Raw genomic sequence first — 21,518 nt, forward strand, 5'->3', positions numbered from 1 at the left:
GAGAACCGGCCCTAGAGGCAATTTCACAATCGTCGCGGGCGTTTAGCTGTCCTTGGCTTCGTCCTCGGCAAGCGTACGGACCAGATCGACCACACGGCGACGGACCTTCTGGCTCTTGATCGTCGCGAACAGCGCCATGAGCTGAGCCCCCTCGGGGGTCGCCAGGGCATCAGCCACATATTCCGTGCGGTTTTCAGCGCCCCCGGGAACGGCAGCAGTCAGCCCCTCGAAAAAGCGGCCAGGCGTCATGTCCAGAGCATTCGCGATGTCAAACAAGCGACTAACCGCGATCCGATTGACGCCCTTCTCGTACTTTTGGACCTGCTGAAAGGTGACCCCAAGTATTTCGGCGAGCCGTTCCTGGCTCATACCGATTTCCAGGCGTCTAGACCGCACCCTCTGACCGACTTTCTTGTCGATCGCGTTGGCTGCGCGCTCATCATTCATTTTCGGGACCCTCCCGGTCCACGACGTCCGGAGGGAATGAACCGGAACGCGGCGATAACTGCAAACAAAAGCGCGAGCACTATACTACCCCACTGCGCGTATGGGGTCTCTTGAAGCGCAGGGGGGAGTTGCGCCTCCGCATACAGCACTCGCGCATTGGTTGCGGCAACCTGACGGCCATAAGAATCGACGATTGCGGAGATGCCGCCAGAGGCCGCCCGGGCGACCGGAAGCCCCTCCTCGATCGCCCGATATCGGGCCATCGCATAGTGCTGGTACGGACCTGAGCCGCCCCCGAACCACGCGTCGTTGGTGACCATCACGATCCAGCCGGGCCGGCCTTCGCCGCGCGGAGCCATGCCGGGGAAGATTGCCTCGTAGCAGATCAGCACCACAGCCGGCGGCGCGCCGGGAATGACGAGCCGGGTCGGCGAGGGGCCCGCTTCAAAGCCAGAGCCAATGCGTTGCAGCGGCGCGATGTTGAAGTTGCTGACCAGCGACCAAAACGGGATGTACTCGCCGAACGGCACCAGATGGTTCTTGTTATAGAATTGGCTGATGCGAGCTTCGCCGTTCACGCCGTCGATCACGGCGGCGGAGTTGAAGTACGCTACGCCATCCGCGCGGCCTTCACGGCGCGTGAGGCCGGTAACCAGAACGCGATCACCCAAGCCACGACCGAGTGCGGCCATGAAGTCCGGGTTCTCCAGCATGAAGAAGTTCACGACCGGTATGGCGCCTTCCGGCCAGATGACGATCGAGTCCGCATTGTCGTCGTTTGGGTCGCCGGTGACATCGAGATACCGATCGAGCACACGCCATTCTTGATCGGGTCGGTTTTCCCATTTCTCGGCCTGGCCGAGCCCCGAATCCGCGACGCGAACGATCGGCTCAGCACCGGGCGGTTGGGCAGGCGCGCCTGCGATGTGCTGAGCGCCCCATCCCCACGCCATGCCGACAGCAAGCGCCGCGACCAACATCGGCGCAAAGCGCCGGCCTGAACTTTGGTCACCATCAGCCAACGTCGCCGGCGTCGCGGCGATCAACAGCGTAAGCAGAGTTAAGCCGTAAGAGCCGATCAAAGACGCCAGCTGCGAAATCGGCTCGCCGGGCGTCCAGACGTACGCCGCCAACAGCCACGGAAAGCCAGTCAAGATATGACCACGCAGCCATTCCGAAACGAACAAGCCGAGCGCCAGCGCCGCAACGCGCCGAACGTCGTTCGTCCATAGCAGCACCGCGAGGAGCGCGCCGACGCCAAAGAACAAGGCAAGACCGCTCGCCAAAGCGAGCGTTGCCGGGATGCCCCAGATCGGCCCCCACGCATCGCTGTCGACGTTGAAGGCAGCCGCGACCCAATAGAGCCCGGTGGTGAAATGGCCGAGCCCGAAGAACCAGCCCATACTGAAAGCCGAGCGTAAACGACGCTCTTTTTGCGCCGAAACATCCAGCAGCCAGACCAAAACAACGATGGCCGCCACGAACAGCAGCGTCAGTTGAAGCGGCGCGTGCCCTAAAGTTGCGAGCGCGCCCGCAGCGGTTGCGATACCGCGCCGCTGCCAAGGCGAACGCGCGCAAAACCATGTTTGGACGCGCGACTGCGCGGCGCTTGCTGCCTCAGCGTTCAAACGGAAACTCCCCTGTCCAGCGCGAGTCCGGCGTTGGAGCGCGATCAGGGGCTCTGGTCAACACTCACGCGCTGCGATGCGTCGCGTTTTCCTTCGGCGCCACCGTCTGAACCTTAGCTGATGCTTCGGTTGCGGGTTTGATCCTGATGCGTTTCACACGGCGCGGATCGGCATCGACGATTTCAACGTCGAAGCCGGTCGGGTGACGCAAAATTTCACCGCGCTGCGGCAAACGCGCCGCCAACGCCACGGCGAGACCGGCCGCAGTGTCAAATTCATCTTCGTGGTCCGGAAGCGCGAGCGACTTACCGAGCTTTTCTTCGAGCTCCGCAATCGGCGCGCGACCGTCCGCCTCGAAGGCGCCGTTCGGGCGTTCAAGCACCAGAGCGGACTCGACGTCGTGTTCGTCATCGATTGCACCAACGATTTGCTCGACGAGATCTTCCATCGAGACCAGACCGTCAGTGCCGCCGTATTCATCAACGACGAGCGCCAAGTGGATGCGGCTTGACTGCATACGCAGGAAAAGACGCGCAAGCGTCATCGATTGCGGGACGAACAGGATTTCACGGCGGATGCGCGGCAGCGAACGGTCGGCGAACTGCGCATCCGCAACCCCCTCCTCGTTCGGCGAAAGCAAAGCCAACACGTCGCGCACGTGCACAAAGCCCTGCGGGTCATCCAGGGTTTCGCCATAAATCGGCAAGCGCGAATGCTGACTTTCGGCGAACACGCGCGCGGCCTCGCCCAAGGTGGCGCCAGCTTCGATCGCGACGATTTCTGCGCGCGCGCGCATCACGTCGGCGACTTTGAGTTGATCAAAATGCGCCGCGCGTAGGATCAGATCCTTGTGCGCCAATTCTATCGGACTGCCGTTCTCTTCGCGCTCTCTGAGCGCCTCTTCGACTGCCTCAGCGGACCCTAGCTTCCCGCGCGCGAAAATGCGCGTCCAGCGTTGAAGTAGGCCCGCGCGTCTTCGCGAGGGAGGGTCGGCAGCTTCGTTTGTCGTCTCAACCATAATGGTGTGTGTCGCACTCCCTTGGCGGCGCTTTACGCGTAAGGATCTTCTATCCCAAGCGATGCAAGGATCACGCGCTCTCGCGTTTCCATAACATCGGCGTCGGCCGGATTTTCGTGATCATAGCCTATCAGGTGCAAAAATCCGTGCACCACTAAGTGGGCGGCATGAATTTCGAACCGTTTACCTTGAAAATTCGCTTGCTCGACAATGGTTTCCGCCGCGAGCGCGATATCGCCCAGGAAACCTGGCTCCGCTGAGCCAGCAGCGGGCGGGAACGACAACACGTTCGTTGGCCCGCTCTTGCCTCGAAATTGCTGATTGAGCTCCGCCACAGAAGCGTCGTCACCCAACAGCAATGAAACGGTTCCGAATTTTCCCTCTACCTCGGCGGCCGCAGCCAGCGCCCTCGACAACAGGCCCTCGTGCCCGCGCCAAAGTTGCGAGTTCGCCAGGATATCAACTTCGAGTTCAGCCACCGCCACGCGCTCCTTCATCGCGGTGATACGCTTCGACTATATGTGCGACGAGCCTGTGACGGACGACGTCTTGGGTCGCGAACCGTATGACCTCGACGCCCGGCACCTCTTCCAAAATCGAGATCGCATGCGCCAAACCAGATTGATCGGGACGCAACAAATCGATTTGCGAAGGATCGCCAGTTACAACCATGCGTGAGCCTTCGCCGAGGCGGGTCAATGTCATCTTCATTTGCAGCACGGTTGCGTTCTGCGCTTCATCGACGATGACGAACGCATTCGACAGCGTTCGGCCGCGCATGAACGCAAGCGGCGCAACTTCGATTTGCCGGCGCTCACGGCGCGCTTTGAGGTCGGTTTCGCTCATCTGGCTGCGGAACGCATCCCAGATAGGCTGCAGATATGGATCGACCTTCTCTGCCAAATCTCCCGGCAGATAGCCAAGCTTTTCGCCTGCTTCGACGGCGGGTCGCGTGACAATGATCTTGTCGACCCGCTCTTGCTTGAGCGCTTCGACGGCAGCGGCCACAGCGAGAAAGGTCTTGCCGGTACCGGCCGGGCCGACACCAAAAATGAGATCGATGTTCTCGTCGCGCAGCGCTTCGACATAATGCACTTGGCGCGGCGTGCGGAGCGTCAAGCCGCCAAGTTGTGGCAATGGCATAGGGCCGGAAGACTCTGCGTTCGCACCTTCCGAGAAGGCTATCGCCGCCAAAACTTCGCCTTCGCGTACACGGCCCTTGCGACGCGCCTGCTCGATGAGGGTTTCGATGATGCGCTGCGCGCGCACGAAATCAGCCTCGCTCGCGCCGGGGCCGGCGCTGACTATGATCTTATCGCCCTGAGCATCGAATTTCAGCCGATAAGCTGGCGTTCCCCGCGGCGCGCTTGGATCGCGGAAGGCTTCTTGAACTTGCGCAACATGGCGATGCAGCGGCCCGAAGACTGCTTGCGCAACGTGTCCAAGTGCGATTGTGCGAGTTTCACTCATGCGCGAACCAAGGAAGATACTTCACCGCTCAGCGAGTTCTGCGATGAGCCGGTAACGTGCACCTCGACGATATCGCCGTTCCGTGCACGCGCATCATCGAAATGCACGGACTGCAGATAAGGCGAACGCCCGTGCTTTTGGCCCGACCGCCGCCCAGTCCCAGTCACAAGAACCGACAGCGTGCGGCCAACTTGGCTCGCGTTGAATTGCGTCTGTTGCTCGAAGAGCCGCTTCTGCAAAACGGCAAGTCGGCGGCTTTTGTCGTCCTCGCTCACCTGCCCTACCATCGCTGCGGCTGGCGTGCCGGGACGCGATGAGTACTTAAACGAGAACGCCGCCGCGAAGTGCAAATCGTTCACAAGCTGCATCGTCGCCTCGAACTCCTTCTCGGTCTCGCCTGGGAAGCCAACGATGAAGTCCGTCGACAGCGCGATATCCGGCCGCACCGCCCGCACCCGCGAGATGATGTCGCGATAGAAGGCGCCGTCATGCTTTCGGTTCATTGCCTTTAGGATGCGATCTGAGCCCGACTGCACCGGCAGGTGCAGATACGGCATCAATTTGACCTCACTACCGTGCATTGCGATGAGTTCGTCGGTCGTCTCGATCGGATGCGAAGTCATGTAGCGAATGCGCGCGATAGTATCGATTTCAGCGAGCGCAGAGAGCAGATCGGTAAACGCTGCGCCGCCGTGATAGGCGTTCACGTTCTGACCAAGCAGCGTGATTTCACGAACGCCCTTATCTGCCAATGCGCGCGCTTCAGCCAAGACATCCGCGATCGGACGCGAAAACTCAGCGCCGCGCGTATAGGGTACAACGCAGAACGTGCAGAATTTATCGCAACCTTCCTGGATAGAGAGAAAAGCGGTGACGCCGTCCGGTGCGCGCGCCGGCAGACGGTCGAACTTTTCCTGCGCCGTGAAGTCGGTCGCAAGCTGCTCGCCAGACTTGCGCGCCACGCGAGCGATCAGTTCCGGCAATTTGTGATAGGCCTGCGGGCCGACAACGAGATCGACCTCAGGGGCCCGGCGAATGATCTCCTCACCTTCCGCCTGAGCAACGCATCCGGCAATTGTGATCGTCATGCCCTTGCCTTCGGCGGCGCGGCGCTCCTTGTGCGCACGCAGGCGGCCGATCTCGGAATAGACCTTCTCGGTCGCCTTCTCGCGAATATGGCAGGTGTTCAAGATGACGAGGTCCGCGTCATCCGGCTTCTCGGCGACCGTATAGCCAAGCGGGCCCAGCACGTCGCGCATGCGCTCGGAATCGTAGACGTTCATCTGGCAACCGTACGTCTCGATAAAGAGACGCTTCGGCGCGCGTGGCTCGGACATTCTACTTCTTGCCCGCCTTTACCTTGTCGTCGAGCGGGATGCCGTAAAGCTCAAGCCGGTGATCGACGAGTCGATACCCTAGCCGGCGTGCGATCTCCTGCTGGAGACGCTCGATCTCTTCGTCGACGAATTCGATGACCTTGCCGGACTTCATGTCGATCAGGTGGTCGTGATGCTGGTCAGGCACTTCTTCGTAGCGCGAGCGGCCATCGCGGAAGTCATGGCGCTCAAGAATGCCGCTATCTTCGAACAAGCGGACGGTACGGTAGACGGTGGCGATCGAGATGCCGGAATCGACGGCGGCGGCGCGGCGATGCAGCTCCTCAACATCCGGGTGATCATGACTGGCCGAGACGACGCGCGCGATCACGCGGCGCTGTTCGGTCATGCGCATACCTTTCTCGACACATAGTTTTTCGATGCGGTCCATGGCGCTCAAATACCCCCTCCGGCAGGGCAATGTCCACCTCGCGGACTAGACAACTGGGCGCGGCAAAGCACGGCGCATTACGATGGCGTCAACCGAACCGCCCTCGCCCGCATAATAGGCGTGGCGGCGTCCAGCCTCCTCATAGCCGAGCTTCTTGTAGAGAGAGCGCGCACCATCATTGGTCTCTGCGACCTCCAGATGCATCGAGAAAGCGCCGCGCACGAGGGCGGCCACGCCCGCCGACGTCACGAGCGCCGCGCCGACACCCTTGCGCCGCGCTTCGGGTACGACGGCCACCGTGAGCAACTCGGAATCGCCAGCCGCGGCCCACGCCATCACAAAACCGTTGGCCTCGGCGCCATTGCCATGCAACAGCGCAAACACGGCCTGGTTCTCCATCAGCTTTTCAATCTCGCTAGCGCTCCATGGCTTCAGGAATGCGCGAGCATGAAGAGACGCGAGCAGTTCGCTCGCCGAGGCCGGCGCTGCTTCAATCATGGCTTGGCCGGCAGCGTAACATGAGGAGCGCGAAGATAAGTCGGGTCGGGCGGATAGCGCACCGGATCGAGATGCGCCGCCCGCAACGCCAAGGCGGCGGCGTTCACTGCAACGCCCGGTCCTCTAAGCGCAGCTCCGTGCAATTGCACGACATGATCACCGCGCTCGATGTTGCACGGCGCAACCGTCGGCGCGCCATTTTCGTAGCGTGCGAAGTATGAGGCGCCCGGGGTTTCGACCAAGCCGGCGCGCGCGCCGTCCTCGCCATCCTCAAGCGCCAAAGCCTCAAGCGTTGAAACGCCCAGGCATGGTTTGCCCACTGCCAGCGCCAACGCGCGCGCAAACGAGAGACCAACGCGAACGCCTGTGAACGATCCAGGACCGGTAGTCACCGCGATCCGATCCAAATCCGCGAACACTACACCAGCCCGTTGCGCGGCTTCCCTCACCATTGGCGCCAGCCGTTCGGCTTGGCCGCGCGTCATCTGCTCTTGAAGGTGCGTCAACACCGCACCGTCTCGAACGATCGCGACGGAGCACGCGTCGAGGCTTGTATCGATGCCAAGCACGATCATGCGGATTTGCGCACGCTCCGGCTCACACCACCTGCTCGACCGCGTTCACCTCTGGCACGTAGTGGCGAAGCATATTTTCGATGCCCTGCTTCAGTGTGAGAGTGGAAGACGGGCAGCCAGCGCACGCGCCTCGCATATTGAGGCGAACGATGCCTTGGTCGTGGTCCCAGGAATGGAAGGTAATGTCGCCGCCGTCGCGGGCCACAGCGGGGCGCACGCGCGCGTCGATGATCTCCTTGAGCTCTTTCACAATCCCGGCGGCGTCGCCCTCATAGACGACATCGGCTTCATCGGTTTCGTCAGAGGGCGCGGCGCCCTCACCCAGCACCGGCCGGCCCGACGTGAAGTGATCCATGATCGCCGCCAGGACATGCGGCTTCAGGTGCGGCCACTCGATCTCTTCGCTCTTGGTGATGGTGATGAAGTCCCCGCCCAGATAGACGCGTTCGACCCCGTCAACATTAAAGAGCGCCGTCGCCAGCGGAGCGCCTAGCGCCGCGTCGGCGTCCCCATATTCGCGACTGCCCTGCCCCAGGACGTCACGGCCCGGCAAAAACTTGAGCGTGCGCGGGTTCGGCGTGGATTCCGTCTGAATGAACATGACCGTCAGGTGGGCCTTTAGCCCGAATGGGTCAAGCGGGCGGCGGCTGCGGCGCGGGAGGCTCTTCCGCACTCTCGATCGAAACCGCCGCAGCCATTGGCAGGGCGACAGCGCGGATCTCATCACGCGACAGCGCTCCGGGCACCACGACCACTGGCACAGGCCGAGGAGACAGCCCGCCGCTCTTTCCCAATTGGGTGACCAGCGGCCCCGGTCCGCTTGGCGGCGATGCGGCGGCCAGCACCACAAGCTTGATCGAGGTCTCTTCCTGCAAAAGCTTGCGCAATTCCGGCTTCAGGTCGCCGTCGCGTAAAATCGGCTCCGCCGTGACGCCGCATTCCGCCCAGGCTTCAGCCGCGAAGCGCTGCGTAAGCGACTCGGCCGCATCACGCGCCTGAAGATGCATCTCTTCGGTAATCGACGCCCATGGCGCCGGATCCGATGGCTCAATGACACGCAGCATGAGCAAACGCCAACCGGTGTAGCGGCACAGCAAGCCGGCATAGATCAGCGCGTCCGGGAACTCTTCGCTCTCGTCGGCGATGACCAGGCAGCTGAAGGCTTGCAGATCTTTCGTCATGTCGGACGATGGTCGCTCAAACGCTGACGCGCATCAAGCGCGCCAGAGGCCCACAACGTCTCGAACTTCCGCCATGATCGGCGTAGCAACCGCACGAGCCTTGTCCGCCCCTTCTTTCAAAATGGCGTCGAGGGTCGCCGTGTCGGCAGTCAAACGGCGCATCTCCGCAGCGATCGGGCTCAGTTTTGCGGCCAATGTTTCCGCCAGCGCCGGCTTGAAGACGCCAAAGCCCTTGCCGCCAAATTCGCCAAGCACGTCGTCGACGCTGCGTTCGGTAACCGCCGCGAAGATGCCAACGAGGTTTTCGACCTCAGCCCGGTCCGCAAGGCCTTCCTTGCTTTCCGGCACCGGCAGCGGATCGGTCGTTGCTTTTTTGATCTTCGACATGATCGCATCGGCGTCGTCGGTGAGGTTGATGCGCGTCATGTCCGATGGATCGGACTTCGACATCTTCTTCGTGCCGTCGCGCAAACTCATAATCCGCGCGCCTGGCCCCTGGATCAGAGGCTCGGGCAACGGGAAGAAGTTCGGGGCATCGTGATCGTTGTTGAACTTCTGCGCGATGTCGCGCGAAAGTTCGAGATGCTGCTTTTGATCTTCGCCTACCGGAACGTGCGTCGCCTTATAAAGCAGAATGTCAGCCGCTTGGAGGACGGGATAGTCGAAAAGCCCAACGGATGATCGCTGCGCATCCTTGCCGGCCTTGTCTTTGAACTGCGTCATGCGCTCGACCCAACCCATGCGGGCGACGCAATTGAAAATCCACGCCAACTCGGTGTGCTCACGCACGGCCGATTGCACGAAGATCGTCGAGCGCTTGGGATCGACGCCAGCGGCGACATACGCCGCCGCAACTTCGCGGCAACGGCTCGCAAGATTTTCCGGATCAGGACCTGTCGTGATCGCGTGCAGATCGACGACGCAATAGATGCACTCGTATTGATCCTGCAGGCGCACGAACTTCTGCAGCGCACCAAGGTAATTGCCGAGATGCAGGCCGTTGGTCGGCTGCATGCCTGAGAATACGCGTTTCGGGCCCTTATATTCGGGCTGCGGGGCGTTGGTCATAGGAAACTCCAGAACATGAGAACCGGCGCGCTGCTGCGCGCCAAGAATGGCGTCAGGTCAGGCCCGCCATCGCCAAGTGTTCATTCTCGTGTCCATGAGGCGCGCTTCTATCAGCCGTCCAAGCCCGGCGGCAAGCCGCCTCCCCCGCCTGCGGGTCCGCGTTCACGCTTAAAGGCGGAGCGGACCTCCGAAATGGTTACCGCGCGCACCACGAAAGCGACAACGAAATAGAACGTGCCGCCGCCTAGGATCAGGAGCGCGATCGCGGCTTCTTTCGATCCAAGCACGGTCTCCAACGTCTCGCGGTTGGCGTTGCCGAACCACATCACCGCAAAAAGGATGGCCGACGCCAAGACGATCCGCAACAAACGGCCGAACGCCGCCGGCGTCGGAGCGTACGCACCACGCGCCATCAGCGAGCGGATCATGAGCAGAGCATTCGCCCAAGCAGCGGTTGAGGTTGCGATCGCGAGTCCCTGGAAGCCGGGCAAACCCATCGCACGCAAGCCGAAGAAGAGCGCCGCGCCAAGGGCAATGTTGATCACCATCGAGGTGATGGCGTAACGCATCGGCGCCTTCGTATCCTCGCGCGCGAAGAAAGCCGGCGCATAGATTTTCGCCAACACAAAAGCCGGCACGCCCCAGCCATAATGAATGAGCGCAAGCGCCGCGTTATGCGCGTCCGCAGCGTTGAAGGCGCCGCGTGAGTAGAGACCGTCGATCAAATAGAACGGAATTGCTAGCATCGCGGCGGCGGCAGGGAGCGTGAACGCCATTGAGAGCGCGACGGCTTCATCGAGCGCGCCACGGGCGCCGAACTCGTCACCCTCCTGCACAAGGCGTGAGAGGCGCGGCAACATCGCAACGCCGACCGCAATGCCGATCAAACCAAGCGGCAATTGATAGAGACGATCCGCGACATTCAGGTAAGTGATCGCGCCCCGCTCGAACGACGCAAGCGCTTGGCTGATCATGACGTTGATCTGAAGCGCGCCGCCCGCGACGGCGGCAGGCGCGGCGAGTATGAAAAGTCGCTTCACACCGGACGTAAGGCGCGGAAACGGAAACCCAAGCTTGGTTCCCGAACGCACGGCGCCCCACCACACCCAAAGCGCCTGCAATACGCCAGAGATGGAAACAGCACTGATTGCTGCGACCGCCGAGTATTCGGGATTATCATGCACCAACCAAAGCGCCGTGAGCTGACACAAATTGAAGAGGATCGGCGCAGCCGCAGCGGCAAAAAAGCGACCATGCGCGTTGAGCACGCCTGAGAACAACGTCGCCGCCGACATGGCGACGAGATACGGCATCGAAAGCTGCGTCAGCAGAGTCGCGAGTTGGAACGTGTGCGGGTCGCCCGAATAGCCGGCGAACAATGCGCGGTTGATCCAGCTCATACCGGCAATGGCGATGGCGCTCAGCACGCCCGTCATCAGCAACAGGACCGACAGCGCTTCCGACGCCATGCGGTTTGCCGCCTCCTCGCCTTCCGCGGCGAGTGTCTTTGAATAGACTGGGATGAAGGCTTGGCTGAACGCACCTTCCGCGAACAATCGGCGGAAGAGGTTTGGAAAACGCAGCGCCGCAAAAAAGGCGTCGGCTACAGGCCCCGCGCCGAGCGCAGCAGCAAGCGCCAAGTCCCGCGCAAAACCAAAAAGACGTGAGATCAGGGTCAAGCCGCCGATAACGGCGGTGTTGCGGGCAAGGCTCATCTGGGTGGTCGACTCACGCTATGACGCGACCGGCCTAGCGCGCCGCTAACGCGCCGTCGAGGCGCGGCCTACAGCGAGCGGCGCCTTTGCGGGATCCGCTGGTGCGGCAGGTTCGGCGGCGCGGAGAACAGCCTCCAATTTACCGCGAACTGAAGCAATGCGGCGCGGATTCGAGATTTGTCCGCCATCTTCCTCCTGGACGTAGAAGACGTCGGAAGCTCGTTCGCCATACGTATCGATGTGAGCGCTCACCACCGACACTTTGGCCTCCACACAGACGTGCGCCAAGTCAGCCAACAGCCCGAGCCGGTCGCGTCCTGACGCCTCGATCACGGTGGCGTGGGGCGTGATATCGTTGTCGATCCGCACCCACGGCTCGATAGCAAACGCGGCGTTGCGGCGCGACGGCGGCGCGGGGGGCGGCGCGGCGTGGTCGGCCAGTGCGGCGTTCGTCAGCCTGCTGGTCAGCGCGTCCAGCGCACGCGGATCATTGAAGCCGAACGGCTTATGCCCAGTCGTCTGAATCGAGAAGACGTCAAAAGCCGCGCCATCCTTTGAAGTGTGTACACGTGCGCCGACAATATCCGCACCGCTGGCCGAGATCGCGGATGCGAGGCTCGCGAAGAGCCCTGCGCGGTCGCCTGCATAGACCAACACTTCAGTGACCCCCTGCGCCTCGCGAATGCGTGCGGCCACGTGCGGAATGGCCCGCTCTGTGCGCGCGCGCATGACCTCAAGTGCGTGCCACTTCAACGCGTCAGCATCGTGATTGAGCCAATAGCCATCGTCGAGCGCGTCGAGCCAAGCTTGCAAGACATCGGCGCGAGCACCGCCAATGTCCTTCAACAATTGCTCCTTCGCGCCGTGCGCAATCTCAGCGAGATGCGCGCGTACGCCCTCTTCGTCGGAGCGGCCTCCGTGCAGCGCTGCTTCGGTCAAACGATAAAGATCGCGGAGAAGCTGGCCTTTCCAATCGTTCCAGACGTTCCCAACGGCGCGAATATCCGCGACCGTCAAGACCAGAAGCAAGCGCAAGCGCTCGACGTTGCCAACTACCTTCGAGAACTGCGCCACCGTGCGCGGATCGCCGATGTCACGCTTCTGCGCCACATCACTCATGACAAGGTGGTTGCCGACAAGCCAGCCTACGAGATCGACTTCTTCCTGCGGCAGCCCCAGTCGCTCACACGCGCCACGGGCTGATTTTTCGCCCTCGATCTGCTGGTCGCCATCGCCTTTGCCGGTATCGTGCAACAGCATTGCGAGATAAAGCGCCCGCCGATTGATAATCTTTGGGAAAATCTCACTCGCGAGCGGGTGCTGATCCGTATGCCGCCCGCGCTCAATCTCGGACATGGCGTCGATCGCGCGCAACGTGTGCTCGTCCACCGTATAGTGGTGATACATGTTGAACTGCATCTGTGCGACGATGCGACCGAACTCCGGCACGAACTTTCCAAGCACGCCCGCTTCATTCATCAACCGCAGCGCGGCGCCCGGGTGACGCGCCGATGTGGCGACCTCTAGAAACGCGGCGCGGGCCTCCGGCTGCTTACGCCAAGCCGGGCTAAAGGCGCGGACACGGCGCGACACAAGCCCGAAGGCGTCTGGATGAATATCGAGGTCCAGCTTTTCGGCGATCGAGAACAGCCGAAGTGCATTTGCCGGAGTATCGAGAATGTCTTCGCTCTCGATATTCAGGCGCCCAGCGTCAACGAAGAAGCCGGCTTCGACGGGCGCGCTGCGTTTGCGCCCTGAACTCAAAAAGCGTTGCAGACCCTTTGGGCTTTGCTTGGCCTGATCGGCCTCAAGTCTGGCGCACAATGTGCGGGTGAGCGCGCCAACTTCCTTCGCCACCAGGAAGTAGCGCTTCATGAAGCGCTCGACGCCGCTCTGGTTTGCTCGCCCGCCATAGCCCAGACGCTTCGCTAACTCAGGTTGCAAATCGAACGTCAGCCGTTCTTCAGCGCGACCGGTGATGAAGTGCAAATGACAGCGCACGGTCCAAAGAAATTCGAGCGCGCGCCGAAACGCGTTCCGCTCCTCGTTTGTGAACACGCCCGCATCGACGTATTCGCGCATCTGCGAGAAGCCATAGCGGCGGCGCGCGAGCCAGAAGAGCGTGTGTAGATCGCGTAGGCCGCCCTTCCCCTCCTTGATGTTCGGTTCGACCATGTAGCGCGAGGCCCCGGCGCGCGCGTGACGCTCGTCGCGCTCGGTAAGCTTCGCCGTGATGAACCCTGCATGGTCGCGGTCCGCAACCTCCTTGCGAAACCGTCCGAAGAGTTCCTGCGCGAGCGAGTCATCGCCAGCGATGCGGCGCCCCTCGAGCAATGCTGTTTGAATGGTGTGGTCTTCGCGCGCGAGCTTCAGACACTCATCGATGTTGCGCGAGGAATGGCCGACTTTGAGGCCCATGTCCCAGAGCATGTAGAGCATGTACTCCGTCACGCTCTCATCGAAGGCCGTCTGCTTGTAGGCGCGCAAAAAAAGCAGATCGAGGTCAGACGAAGGGGCGAGCTCCCCGCGGCCGTAGCCGCCGACGGCGATGATCGCGAACCGCTCCCCTGCGGTAGGGTTGCGCGCCCGGAATATGTGCGTCGTGGTGTAGTCATAGAGTGCAGCGACCACCTCGTCCGCGACTTGCGCCAGCAGCCGGGCCACAGCGAGACCGTTCTCGCCGGCCTCCAATCGCTCTTTCGCGACCATCCGGCCCCGAAACAATGCGCCATGCAAAAGGCTGCGGACCGCACTCCGCGCGTTTTCGCCCTCGGCAGCATAGGCGGCGCTGAGTTGCGCACGCAGCCGGATGCCATCGACGACATGCTCGATGCGGGCGGGTTTCAGCCGGGAGGCGACCATAGGATTGCTATTTCGTCATTCTGGGGCGTGGGCGCCACTGTTTCGAGCTTTCATGTCTGACTTCTTCGTTATGAACACGTCGAAACCTTGCCTCATTTCGCGGGCACAGCCACAAGTGTAATGGGAACGATTGTTTCCTGGGAGAGCCCTCGAATGCGTAAAAGCGGCAAGACCATCCGCCTCAACCCGGTTGATGAGGATCATCAAGTGCATGATCACCCCGCTCGCGCGAACCTCGAAGCGATCATGGATCAGAAGCTGTTCGCGCAACGCATCAAGAGCGAGCGCTCTTCGGCCTATTGGTTCGCCGCTTCGCTCTGGGGCGTGACCGGTCTCATCCTCGGCGGCATTCTCGGCGCCTACATGATGTTCGTGGCGATGGATTCTTCGCTGCCGCTAGCATCGGAAGCTGTCTCGCGCGGCATGGCCGTGGAACAAGCGCGTCAACGTGTTGATGGCCGCGAGTCCCCGCTCAGAGATCCTGCTGAGCAGCAGCCTTAAGCTTGTAGAGAAGCTCTAAGGCTTCTTTCGGCGACAAGTGATCCGGATTGATGTCGTTCAGCGCAGCTTCCAGCGCTGACGGCGCATGCTCTTGCATCACCTGCGCAAACAGCGGCAGTTCATCGACGATTTCGACCCGCGCGGAACCACCGCTCGCTTCAAGCTTCTGCAGAACGGCGCGCGCGCGCTCAACCGCGCTCTTAGGCAATCCCGCGAGCTTCGCCACCTGGATACCGTAGGAGCGATCGGCCGGCCCGGGGGCGACTTCGTGCAGGAACACAAGATCGCCTTTCCATTCCTTGGCGCGCAGATGCGCATTCGCCCCGCCTTCGAGCTTATCAGCCAAGCGCGTGAGCTCATGGTAGTGCGTTGCGAACACCGCACGGCACTTGTTGGCCTCATGCAGGTGTTCAGCGACAGCCCATGCGATGGCGAGACCGTCAAAGGTCGCCGTGCCGCGACCGATTTCATCGAGCACCACCAACGCGCGTGAACCTGCCTGATTGAGGATGGCCGCAGTCTCGACCATCTCTGTCATGAACGTCGAACGCCCGCGCGCCAAATCATCGGAAGCGCCGACGCGAGCAAAGACGCGATCGACAATGCCAAGCCTCAATTTGCGCGCCGGCACATAAGCGCCGGCTTGGGCGAGCACCGCCAGCAAAGCAATCTGCCTCAGATACGTGCTCTTGCCCGCCATGTTGGGGCCGGTCACGACCATAAGCCGGGGGCCGGAGCGACCTTCAGCATCGAGACGCGCATCGTTCGGCGTAAAGCCGTTGCCATCGCGGCGAACGCCCTCTTCCACGACAGGGTGGCGCGCACCCTCGGCTAAAAGCGCCGATGTCTCATCGATCTCAGGACGCGTTGCGTCTGTTTCTTCGGCCCATTCCGCCGACCCGGCGGCAACATCGAGCGCAGCAAGCGCCTCAGCAGCCGCGCGGATCGGCGCCTCGAGCACAGCAGCGCGCGCTGCAAAGTCTTTGAACAGCACCAGTTCACGGGCCAGAGCCGCTTCACCCGCACGCGAAATCTTTGCGTCCAGCTCCGCAAGCTCCGTCGTTGTGAAGCGCATCGAACCGGCATTGGTTTGCCGATGAATAAAACGCGCATTGAGCGGCGGCGCCATCAGCGCTTCAGCCTGCTTACTCGTTGCGTCGATATGATAACCGAGCACATTATTGTGCTTCAACTTAAGACCAGCAATGCCGGTCTCTTCCGCGTAGCTGGCTTGCAACGCCGCGATCACTTTGCGGCTGTCATCCCGTAGCGCACGCGTTTCATCCAACGCCGCGTCATATCCCGCGGCTATGAAGCCGCCGTCACGCGCCAACAACGGCAAATCCGGCGCCAAAGCCCGGCTCAGCGTCTGCGCAAGCGCTGCACTTTCAGCATGCGCGCTCAGAGACAGCGCGGCGCAGGCGCGCCCTATTTCCGCTGGCGCTGCGTCCGTCACACCAAGACACCGCGCTGAAACGCGATCGCCCGCGCTCAAACCGTCGCGCAGGCTGGCCAAATCGCGCGGGCCGCCACGACCAAGCGCCAGACGCGTGAGCGCGCGCGCGAGATCCCCCGCAGCGCGCAATTCTTGGCGCACGCCCTCCCGCCGACCGCGGCTGTCCAGAAAAAACTGCACCGCGTCGTGGCGCGCGTTGATAGCGGCGACATCCGTCAGCGGCCGCGACATACGCTCCGCGAGCATGCGCCCGCCGGCGGACGTCACGGTGCGATCGACACAGGCGAGTAGTGACCCTTCCCGGCCCCCGCGCACCGAGCGTTCAATCTCCAACGCCGCCCGCGTTGCAGCATCGATCGCCATGAAGGCGCGCTCGGAATTGCGGCGCGGCGGCATCAAACGCGGCGCGGCGCCAGCCTGCGTCAGCTCAATATAATCCAGCAACAGCCCCATCGCCGATAGCTCGACGTTGGTGAAGTCTCCAAACGCATCCAACGCCGCGACTTCGAACGCAGCCTTGATGCGCCGAGCAGCGGACTTCGCATCGGCCTTAACAGCCGGCCGAACAGTAAGCACAGCGCCGGTGATCCGAGCAGCTTCATTTACATGCTGTACGTCCGCGTCAGTGACCAGAAGTTCAGCCGGTGAGAGCGCCGCGATCTCTTCTTCAGCTTCATTGTGCTTTAGCGCGCGCGTTTCGAATGCGCCGGTCGACACATCCGCCCAGGCAATGGCCGCGCCATCACTGTTGAACGCGATTGCCGCCAACCGATTTGCCGCACGCGCGTCGAGCAGCCCCTCTTCCGTCAGCGTTCCTGGCGTGACCACGCGCACAACACCGCGTTGCACGATCGACTTGCCACCGCGCTTTTTGGCTTCCGCGGGATCTTCCAGCTGCTCGCACACCGCAACCTTGTGACCAGCCCGGATCAGCTTCGAAAGATAATTCTCCGCCTGATGCCACGGCACGCCCGCCATCGGGATCGGTTCGCCGCCATGCTGGCCGCGCTTGGTCAGCGTTATGCCGACGGCGGCGGAAGCCTTCTCCGCATCCTCAAAGAACAACTCGTAGAAATCGCCCATGCGAAAGAAGAGCAGCGCATCGGGATGCTCAGCTTTGGCGGCGAGATACTGCGCCATGAATGGCGTCACTTTTGGCGCCGGGTGAGAGGAATCAGCCACGAGCCTCCTTTAGCGAAGTGCGGCGCGGACTTCCATTGACGCGCTGAGGTCCAAAGCTAGGGTGCGCCCACAATTTCCGGACAATCTGACGACCCATGGCCGACAACAAGAAGACCTTCACCGACCAAGAGGCGCTGGATTTCCACCGCCTGCCGACGCCAGGGAAGATCTCCATCGCGCCGACCAAGCCGATGGCGACTCAGCGCGATCTGTCGTTGGCTTATTCACCGGGCGTCGCGGTTCCTGTGAAGGCCATCGCTGACGATCCGGACAAGGCCTACGACTATACGTCCAAGGGCAACATGGTGGCTGTGATCTCTAATGGCACTGCCATTCTCGGCCTCGGCAATCTGGGCGCCATGGCCTCAAAGCCTGTGATGGAAGGCAAGAGCGTCCTCTTCAAACGCTTCGCCGATGTTGACTCGATCGATATCGAAGTGACCACGCAGGACGTCGAAGAATTCATCACCACCGTCCGCAACATCGGACCGACTTTCGGCGGCATCAATCTCGAGGACATCAAGAGCCCCGAATGCTTCATCATCGAGAGCCGCCTGCGCGACGATCTCGACATTCCAGTTTTCCACGACGACCAGCACGGCACAGCGATCATCGCGGCGGCAGGCTTGCTCAATGCGTGCGAACTAACTGGCCGGAGTCTTGAGGACATAAAGGTCGTCGTGAACGGCGCGGGCGCCGCCGGGCTCTCGTGCATCGCGCTGATCAAGCAGCTCGGCGTACCTCATGAGAACGTGATCGCGCTCGACCGCGAAGGCGTCGTCTATCGCGGACGCGAGAAGGGCATGGATCAGTTCAAGTCCGTGCACGCTGTCGACACCAAGGCGCGCACTCTCGCCGACGCAATGAAAGGTGCGGACGTCTTTATGGGGCTCTCCGTCGCCGGGGCGGTGACGCAAGAGATGGTGAAGTCGATGGCCAAGAAGCCAATCATTTTCGCCATGGCGAACCCAGATCCGGAGATCACGCCGGAAGCCGTCCATGAAGTGCGCAAAGACGCAATCGTCGCCACCGGCCGCTCCGACTACCCAAACCAAGTCAATAATGTCCTGGGCTTTCCCTATATCTTCCGCGGCGCACTCGACGTCCGCGCTCGCACAATCAACGAAGCGATGAAGGTAGCCGCTGCGCGTGCGCTAGCGGAACTCGCAAAGCAAGACGTGCCGGACGAAGTCGCCGCCGCCTATCACGGTCGCCGCCCGAAGTTCGGCCCCGACTATATCATCCCTGCCCCATTCGATCCGCGTCTGATTTCGGAAATTCCTCCATTCGTGGCGCAGGCGGCCATGGATAGCGGCGTCGCGCGCCGGCCCATCGAAGACATGCAGGCCTACAAGCACAGCCTGGCACAGCGCCTCGATCCAACAGCGGCGATGATGCAGCGCGTCCAAACCGTCGTGCGCCGCAAACCGGCGTGCATCGTTTTCGCTGAAGGCGAAGAGCCGTCTGTCATTCGCGCAGCGTACGCGTTCCAAGAGCTGGGCCTCGGGCGCGCCGTACTCATTGGCCGCGAGGAGACGGTCAAAACCAACATGGCGCATGTCGGCGTGCCGGATACGGCGCAGCTCAACATCGTCAACGCCCGGCTCTCGGAGCACAACGGCCTCTACGCTGAGTTCCTCTATAAGCGGCTACAGCGCTTCGGCTTCCTCCATCGCGACGCGCAGCGGCTCGTGAACCTTGATCGTAATGTGTTCGGCGCGTGCATGGTGGCCATGGGCCACGCCGACGGCATGGTCACCGGCGTCACGCGGAACTACGCCACCGCTCTCGACGACGTGCTGAAAGTAATCGATCCAGCGCCCCGCGAGCGCACGATGGGCATGTCCGTGGTCCTAATGAAGGGGCGTACGCTGTTCATCAGCGACACCGCGGTTGCGGAATTCCCGGATTCTCCGGAGCTTGCACAGATCGTGCTGCAATCAGCGGCGATGGCGCGCCAATTCGGGGTCACGCCACGCGTCGCGCTGATCTCGCACTCAACCTTCGGCAATCCGAAGATGGAGCGCTCGGAAAAGATCCGCGATGCCGTCTCGATTCTCGATCGTCGGGAGGAGATCGATTTCGAATACGAAGGCGAGATGAATGTCGACGTCGCGCTTAACCCGGACATGCGCGAGCTTTATCCGTTCTCGCGACTATCGGAGCCTGCGAACGTGCTCGTGATGCCCGCGCTGCACTCAGCGTCGATCGCAACCAGCCTCCTCACCTCCGCTGGCGGCGCGACCGTCATCGGCCCGGTGCTGACCGGCCTTTCAAAGCCGATTCAAATCGCGCCGCTTGGCGGCACGGTGTCGGATATCGTCTCTTATGCAACGCTTGCAGCGTTCCAAGTCGCTGAAGCCAAAAGCGAGGCGAAGGCCTAAGCTGGCGCAGGCTTGTCGGCGGTTTCGTCCGTAGCTGGCGGCTGCTTGCGCATGACCGCTAGCGCAAAGATCAGTGCAAAGACGCCAATCACGCCCGAATAGATGAAGAAGGTCATGTAGCCGACGGCAAAGGCTTCCGCCGGACGGCTATATTCCTCCGCCGCGTGCGCGAATGAATCCGGCGCTATGTGTGCGAACCAGCTCCGCAATCCGTTGCTCTCGCCTGCCGCCGCAGCAGCCGTCCCGCTCTCGACGATACGCCCAGACACAGCCGCCAGAATTTTTCCCGGCAAAGCGTAGAGCGATGAAAACAGCGCGTATTGGGTCGCCGTGAAGCCACGGCTCGTGAGGCTCGACATGTAGGCAATGAGTGCAGTGCCTGCGATGCCCGCCGATATGTTGTCGATCGCAATGCACGCATAAAGCCCAGGCAGCCAAGGGCCTGTGAAGATGAGTCCGCTAAAAGCGATATTCGACAACGGTTGCACGATTGCGCCGACCAACAGCGATCGCATCAAGCCGAAGCGGGCCACCATCCAGCCGCCGAGGCCGACGCCAATAACCGACATGATCACGCCGAATAATTTGCGCGCGCCCGCAATTTCATCGAGCGAAAAGCCTACATCGACGTAAAACGCCGTCATCAAATTCAGCACGAAATCGGCGATGCGATAGACGCAGATCATCGCCAGGATGAGCATGCCGGTACTGCCGTGGCGCTTGAAGAAGTCCTCAAGCGGCTCCTTCAAAGTGCCGGCAAAGTACGCACTTGGTCGCGATTTGAACATCGGATAGGTCGCAAAACCGACAATGCCGAGGCCGATCGCGACACCGAACACTTGCCACACCGCACCCCACGGCTTTCCGGTCCACCATTCAGCGAAACCAGCCATAGCGCCTTCCATGCCGATCCAGGGGAACATGAAAGTTAGCGGCTCGGCCTTGCCAGAAAGGCCCGCGCCCATGAAGCATGCGCCGAAGATCACGAGCACGATGCGCGCCGCCCACTCCAACGCTTCCATCCACGCAGGCGTCGTCTGCGGCGGGAATGGTTTCGGTTCGACGCTTTGCTCACGCGGTGCAAACAGCACGCCGAGCACGCCGATGCCCATCACAATCGCCATGGCGGAATAGGACGCCGTCCAGCCAATTCGTGACGCGAGCAGAAGCGGCGCCGCGCCCGAGACCACGACTGCGAGGCGATAACCCCACTGGTACACAGCCGCCATAACGCCCTGCCGCTCAACGGCAGCAACTTCGATCCGCCATGCGTCGATGGCGATGTCCTGCGTTGCACCGAAGAGCGCTGTCATTGTCGCGAACACAGCGACCATGGCGATCAAGTTCATATCGGGATCAGGCTGCACCGCGCCTTCGACGCCGCCGGCAACGGCTGCCGAGACCGCGGGCATACTCGCCGCAATCATCCAAATTCCAAAAATAACGCCCGCTTGCGCCAACAGCATCCATGCGCGGCGCTTGCCGAGAAGCTGGTGCAGCACCGGGATCTTCACGCGGTCAACGATCGGCGCCCAAAGGAACTTCACCGCGTACATGATCGTCACCATGCTGAAGAGCGTGATGACATCGAGCGGCAGCTTCGCTTGGCGCATCCAAGCGGACATCGTGTCATAGAGAAGCAAATTCGGCAGGCCGGCGGAAAAGCCGAGCATCAGCATGATGATGCTGCGCTTCTCAAAGAAGACGGCGATCGCATCCCACGTTGAGCGCTTCGTTGACGCGGCTGGGGTATCTGACATTACGGG

The 21,518-nt window shown here is 61.8% G+C and carries 18 protein-coding genes; 2 read left to right on the forward strand and 16 right to left on the reverse strand.

Going from position 1 to position 21,518, the window contains the following annotated elements:
* Positions 1-42 precede the first annotated feature (42 nt).
* The 14 genes from ATE48_RS10060 to ATE48_RS10125 all read right to left on the reverse strand — a co-directional run bounded on the left by ATE48_RS10060 (position 43) and on the right by ATE48_RS10125 (position 14,229).
* Entirely contained in the window at positions 43-447 is a 405-nt protein-coding gene (locus tag ATE48_RS10060; RefSeq protein WP_066770898.1) for a helix-turn-helix domain-containing protein, read from the reverse strand.
* Entirely contained in the window at positions 444-2,075 is a 1,632-nt protein-coding gene (lnt, locus tag ATE48_RS10065; RefSeq protein WP_083197278.1) for an apolipoprotein N-acyltransferase, read from the reverse strand. The genes ATE48_RS10060 and lnt overlap by 4 nt, the downstream gene beginning before the upstream one ends.
* A gap of 64 nt (positions 2,076-2,139) precedes the next feature.
* On the reverse strand, positions 2,140-3,093 hold the full coding sequence (locus ATE48_RS10070; RefSeq protein WP_066770899.1) for a hemolysin family protein: 954 nt from the start codon (positions 3,091-3,093) through the stop codon (positions 2,140-2,142).
* A 32-nt stretch (positions 3,094-3,125) separates the two neighbouring features.
* Positions 3,126-3,572 carry an rRNA maturation RNase YbeY gene (gene ybeY / locus ATE48_RS10075; RefSeq protein ID WP_228126575.1) on the reverse strand — a complete coding sequence of 149 codons (447 nt, stop codon included), beginning with the start codon at positions 3,570-3,572 and terminating at the stop codon, positions 3,126-3,128.
* The gene (locus ATE48_RS10080) at positions 3,565-4,563 is read right to left on the reverse strand and encodes a PhoH family protein (RefSeq protein WP_066770910.1); all 999 of its coding nucleotides are present in this window, start codon (positions 4,561-4,563) and stop codon (positions 3,565-3,567) included. The genes ybeY and ATE48_RS10080 overlap by 8 nt, the downstream gene beginning before the upstream one ends.
* Positions 4,560-5,900 (reverse strand): tRNA (N6-isopentenyl adenosine(37)-C2)-methylthiotransferase MiaB, encoded by a 1,341-nt coding sequence (miaB, locus tag ATE48_RS10085; protein ID WP_066770913.1) that lies wholly within the window; start codon positions 5,898-5,900, stop codon positions 4,560-4,562. The genes ATE48_RS10080 and miaB overlap by 4 nt, the downstream gene beginning before the upstream one ends.
* A gap of 1 nt (position 5,901) precedes the next feature.
* Entirely contained in the window at positions 5,902-6,330 is a 429-nt protein-coding gene (locus tag ATE48_RS10090; RefSeq protein WP_066770916.1) for a Fur family transcriptional regulator, read from the reverse strand.
* Between the two features lie 45 nt (positions 6,331-6,375).
* Entirely contained in the window at positions 6,376-6,828 is a 453-nt protein-coding gene (locus tag ATE48_RS10095) for a GNAT family N-acetyltransferase (RefSeq protein ID WP_066770918.1), read from the reverse strand.
* Complete coding sequence (gene tsaB / locus ATE48_RS10100; RefSeq protein ID WP_083197280.1) at positions 6,825-7,403, reverse strand: tRNA (adenosine(37)-N6)-threonylcarbamoyltransferase complex dimerization subunit type 1 TsaB; 579 nt, start codon at positions 7,401-7,403, stop codon at positions 6,825-6,827. The genes ATE48_RS10095 and tsaB overlap by 4 nt, the downstream gene beginning before the upstream one ends.
* Before the next feature lie 22 nt (positions 7,404-7,425).
* Positions 7,426-8,004 (reverse strand): NifU family protein, encoded by a 579-nt coding sequence (locus tag ATE48_RS20305; protein WP_066770920.1) that lies wholly within the window; start codon positions 8,002-8,004, stop codon positions 7,426-7,428.
* 31 nt (positions 8,005-8,035) lie between these two features.
* Positions 8,036-8,584: a hypothetical protein gene (locus ATE48_RS10110; protein ID WP_066770922.1), complete on the reverse strand. Its 549-nt coding sequence runs from the start codon at positions 8,582-8,584 to the stop codon at positions 8,036-8,038.
* A 33-nt stretch (positions 8,585-8,617) separates the two neighbouring features.
* Complete coding sequence (trpS, locus tag ATE48_RS10115) at positions 8,618-9,652, reverse strand: tryptophan--tRNA ligase (protein ID WP_066770925.1); 1,035 nt, start codon at positions 9,650-9,652, stop codon at positions 8,618-8,620.
* A 110-nt stretch (positions 9,653-9,762) separates the two neighbouring features.
* Complete coding sequence (murJ, locus tag ATE48_RS10120; protein ID WP_066770927.1) at positions 9,763-11,367, reverse strand: murein biosynthesis integral membrane protein MurJ; 1,605 nt, start codon at positions 11,365-11,367, stop codon at positions 9,763-9,765.
* 45 nt (positions 11,368-11,412) lie between these two features.
* Positions 11,413-14,229 carry a [protein-PII] uridylyltransferase gene (locus ATE48_RS10125; protein ID WP_066770930.1) on the reverse strand — a complete coding sequence of 939 codons (2,817 nt, stop codon included), beginning with the start codon at positions 14,227-14,229 and terminating at the stop codon, positions 11,413-11,415.
* A gap of 153 nt (positions 14,230-14,382) precedes the next feature.
* Here ATE48_RS10125 and ATE48_RS10130 point away from each other — a divergent pair, with 153 nt between their 5' ends.
* A complete protein-coding gene (locus ATE48_RS10130; RefSeq protein WP_066770932.1) occupies positions 14,383-14,730 on the forward strand; it encodes a hypothetical protein in 348 nt (115 codons plus the stop codon).
* Here the strand turns inward: ATE48_RS10130 and mutS are convergent.
* The gene (gene mutS / locus ATE48_RS10135) at positions 14,702-17,326 is read right to left on the reverse strand and encodes a DNA mismatch repair protein MutS (RefSeq protein ID WP_083197281.1); all 2,625 of its coding nucleotides are present in this window, start codon (positions 17,324-17,326) and stop codon (positions 14,702-14,704) included. The two genes, ATE48_RS10130 and mutS, sit on opposite strands and share 29 nt — an antisense overlap.
* Before the next feature lie 137 nt (positions 17,327-17,463).
* On the opposite strand from mutS, the gene ATE48_RS20310 reads away from it, so the two are divergent.
* Positions 17,464-19,752: an NADP-dependent malic enzyme gene (locus ATE48_RS20310; RefSeq protein ID WP_066770937.1), complete on the forward strand. Its 2,289-nt coding sequence runs from the start codon at positions 17,464-17,466 to the stop codon at positions 19,750-19,752.
* Here the strand turns inward: ATE48_RS20310 and ATE48_RS10145 are convergent.
* On the reverse strand, positions 19,749-21,512 hold the full coding sequence (locus tag ATE48_RS10145) for an AmpG family muropeptide MFS transporter (protein WP_066770940.1): 1,764 nt from the start codon (positions 21,510-21,512) through the stop codon (positions 19,749-19,751). The genes ATE48_RS20310 and ATE48_RS10145 overlap by 4 nt on opposite strands.
* Positions 21,513-21,518: the final 6 nt, after the last annotated feature.

Source organism: Candidatus Viadribacter manganicus (assembly GCF_001679665.1).
GTDB lineage: Bacteria > Pseudomonadota > Alphaproteobacteria > Caulobacterales > Aquidulcibacteraceae > Vitreimonas > Vitreimonas manganica.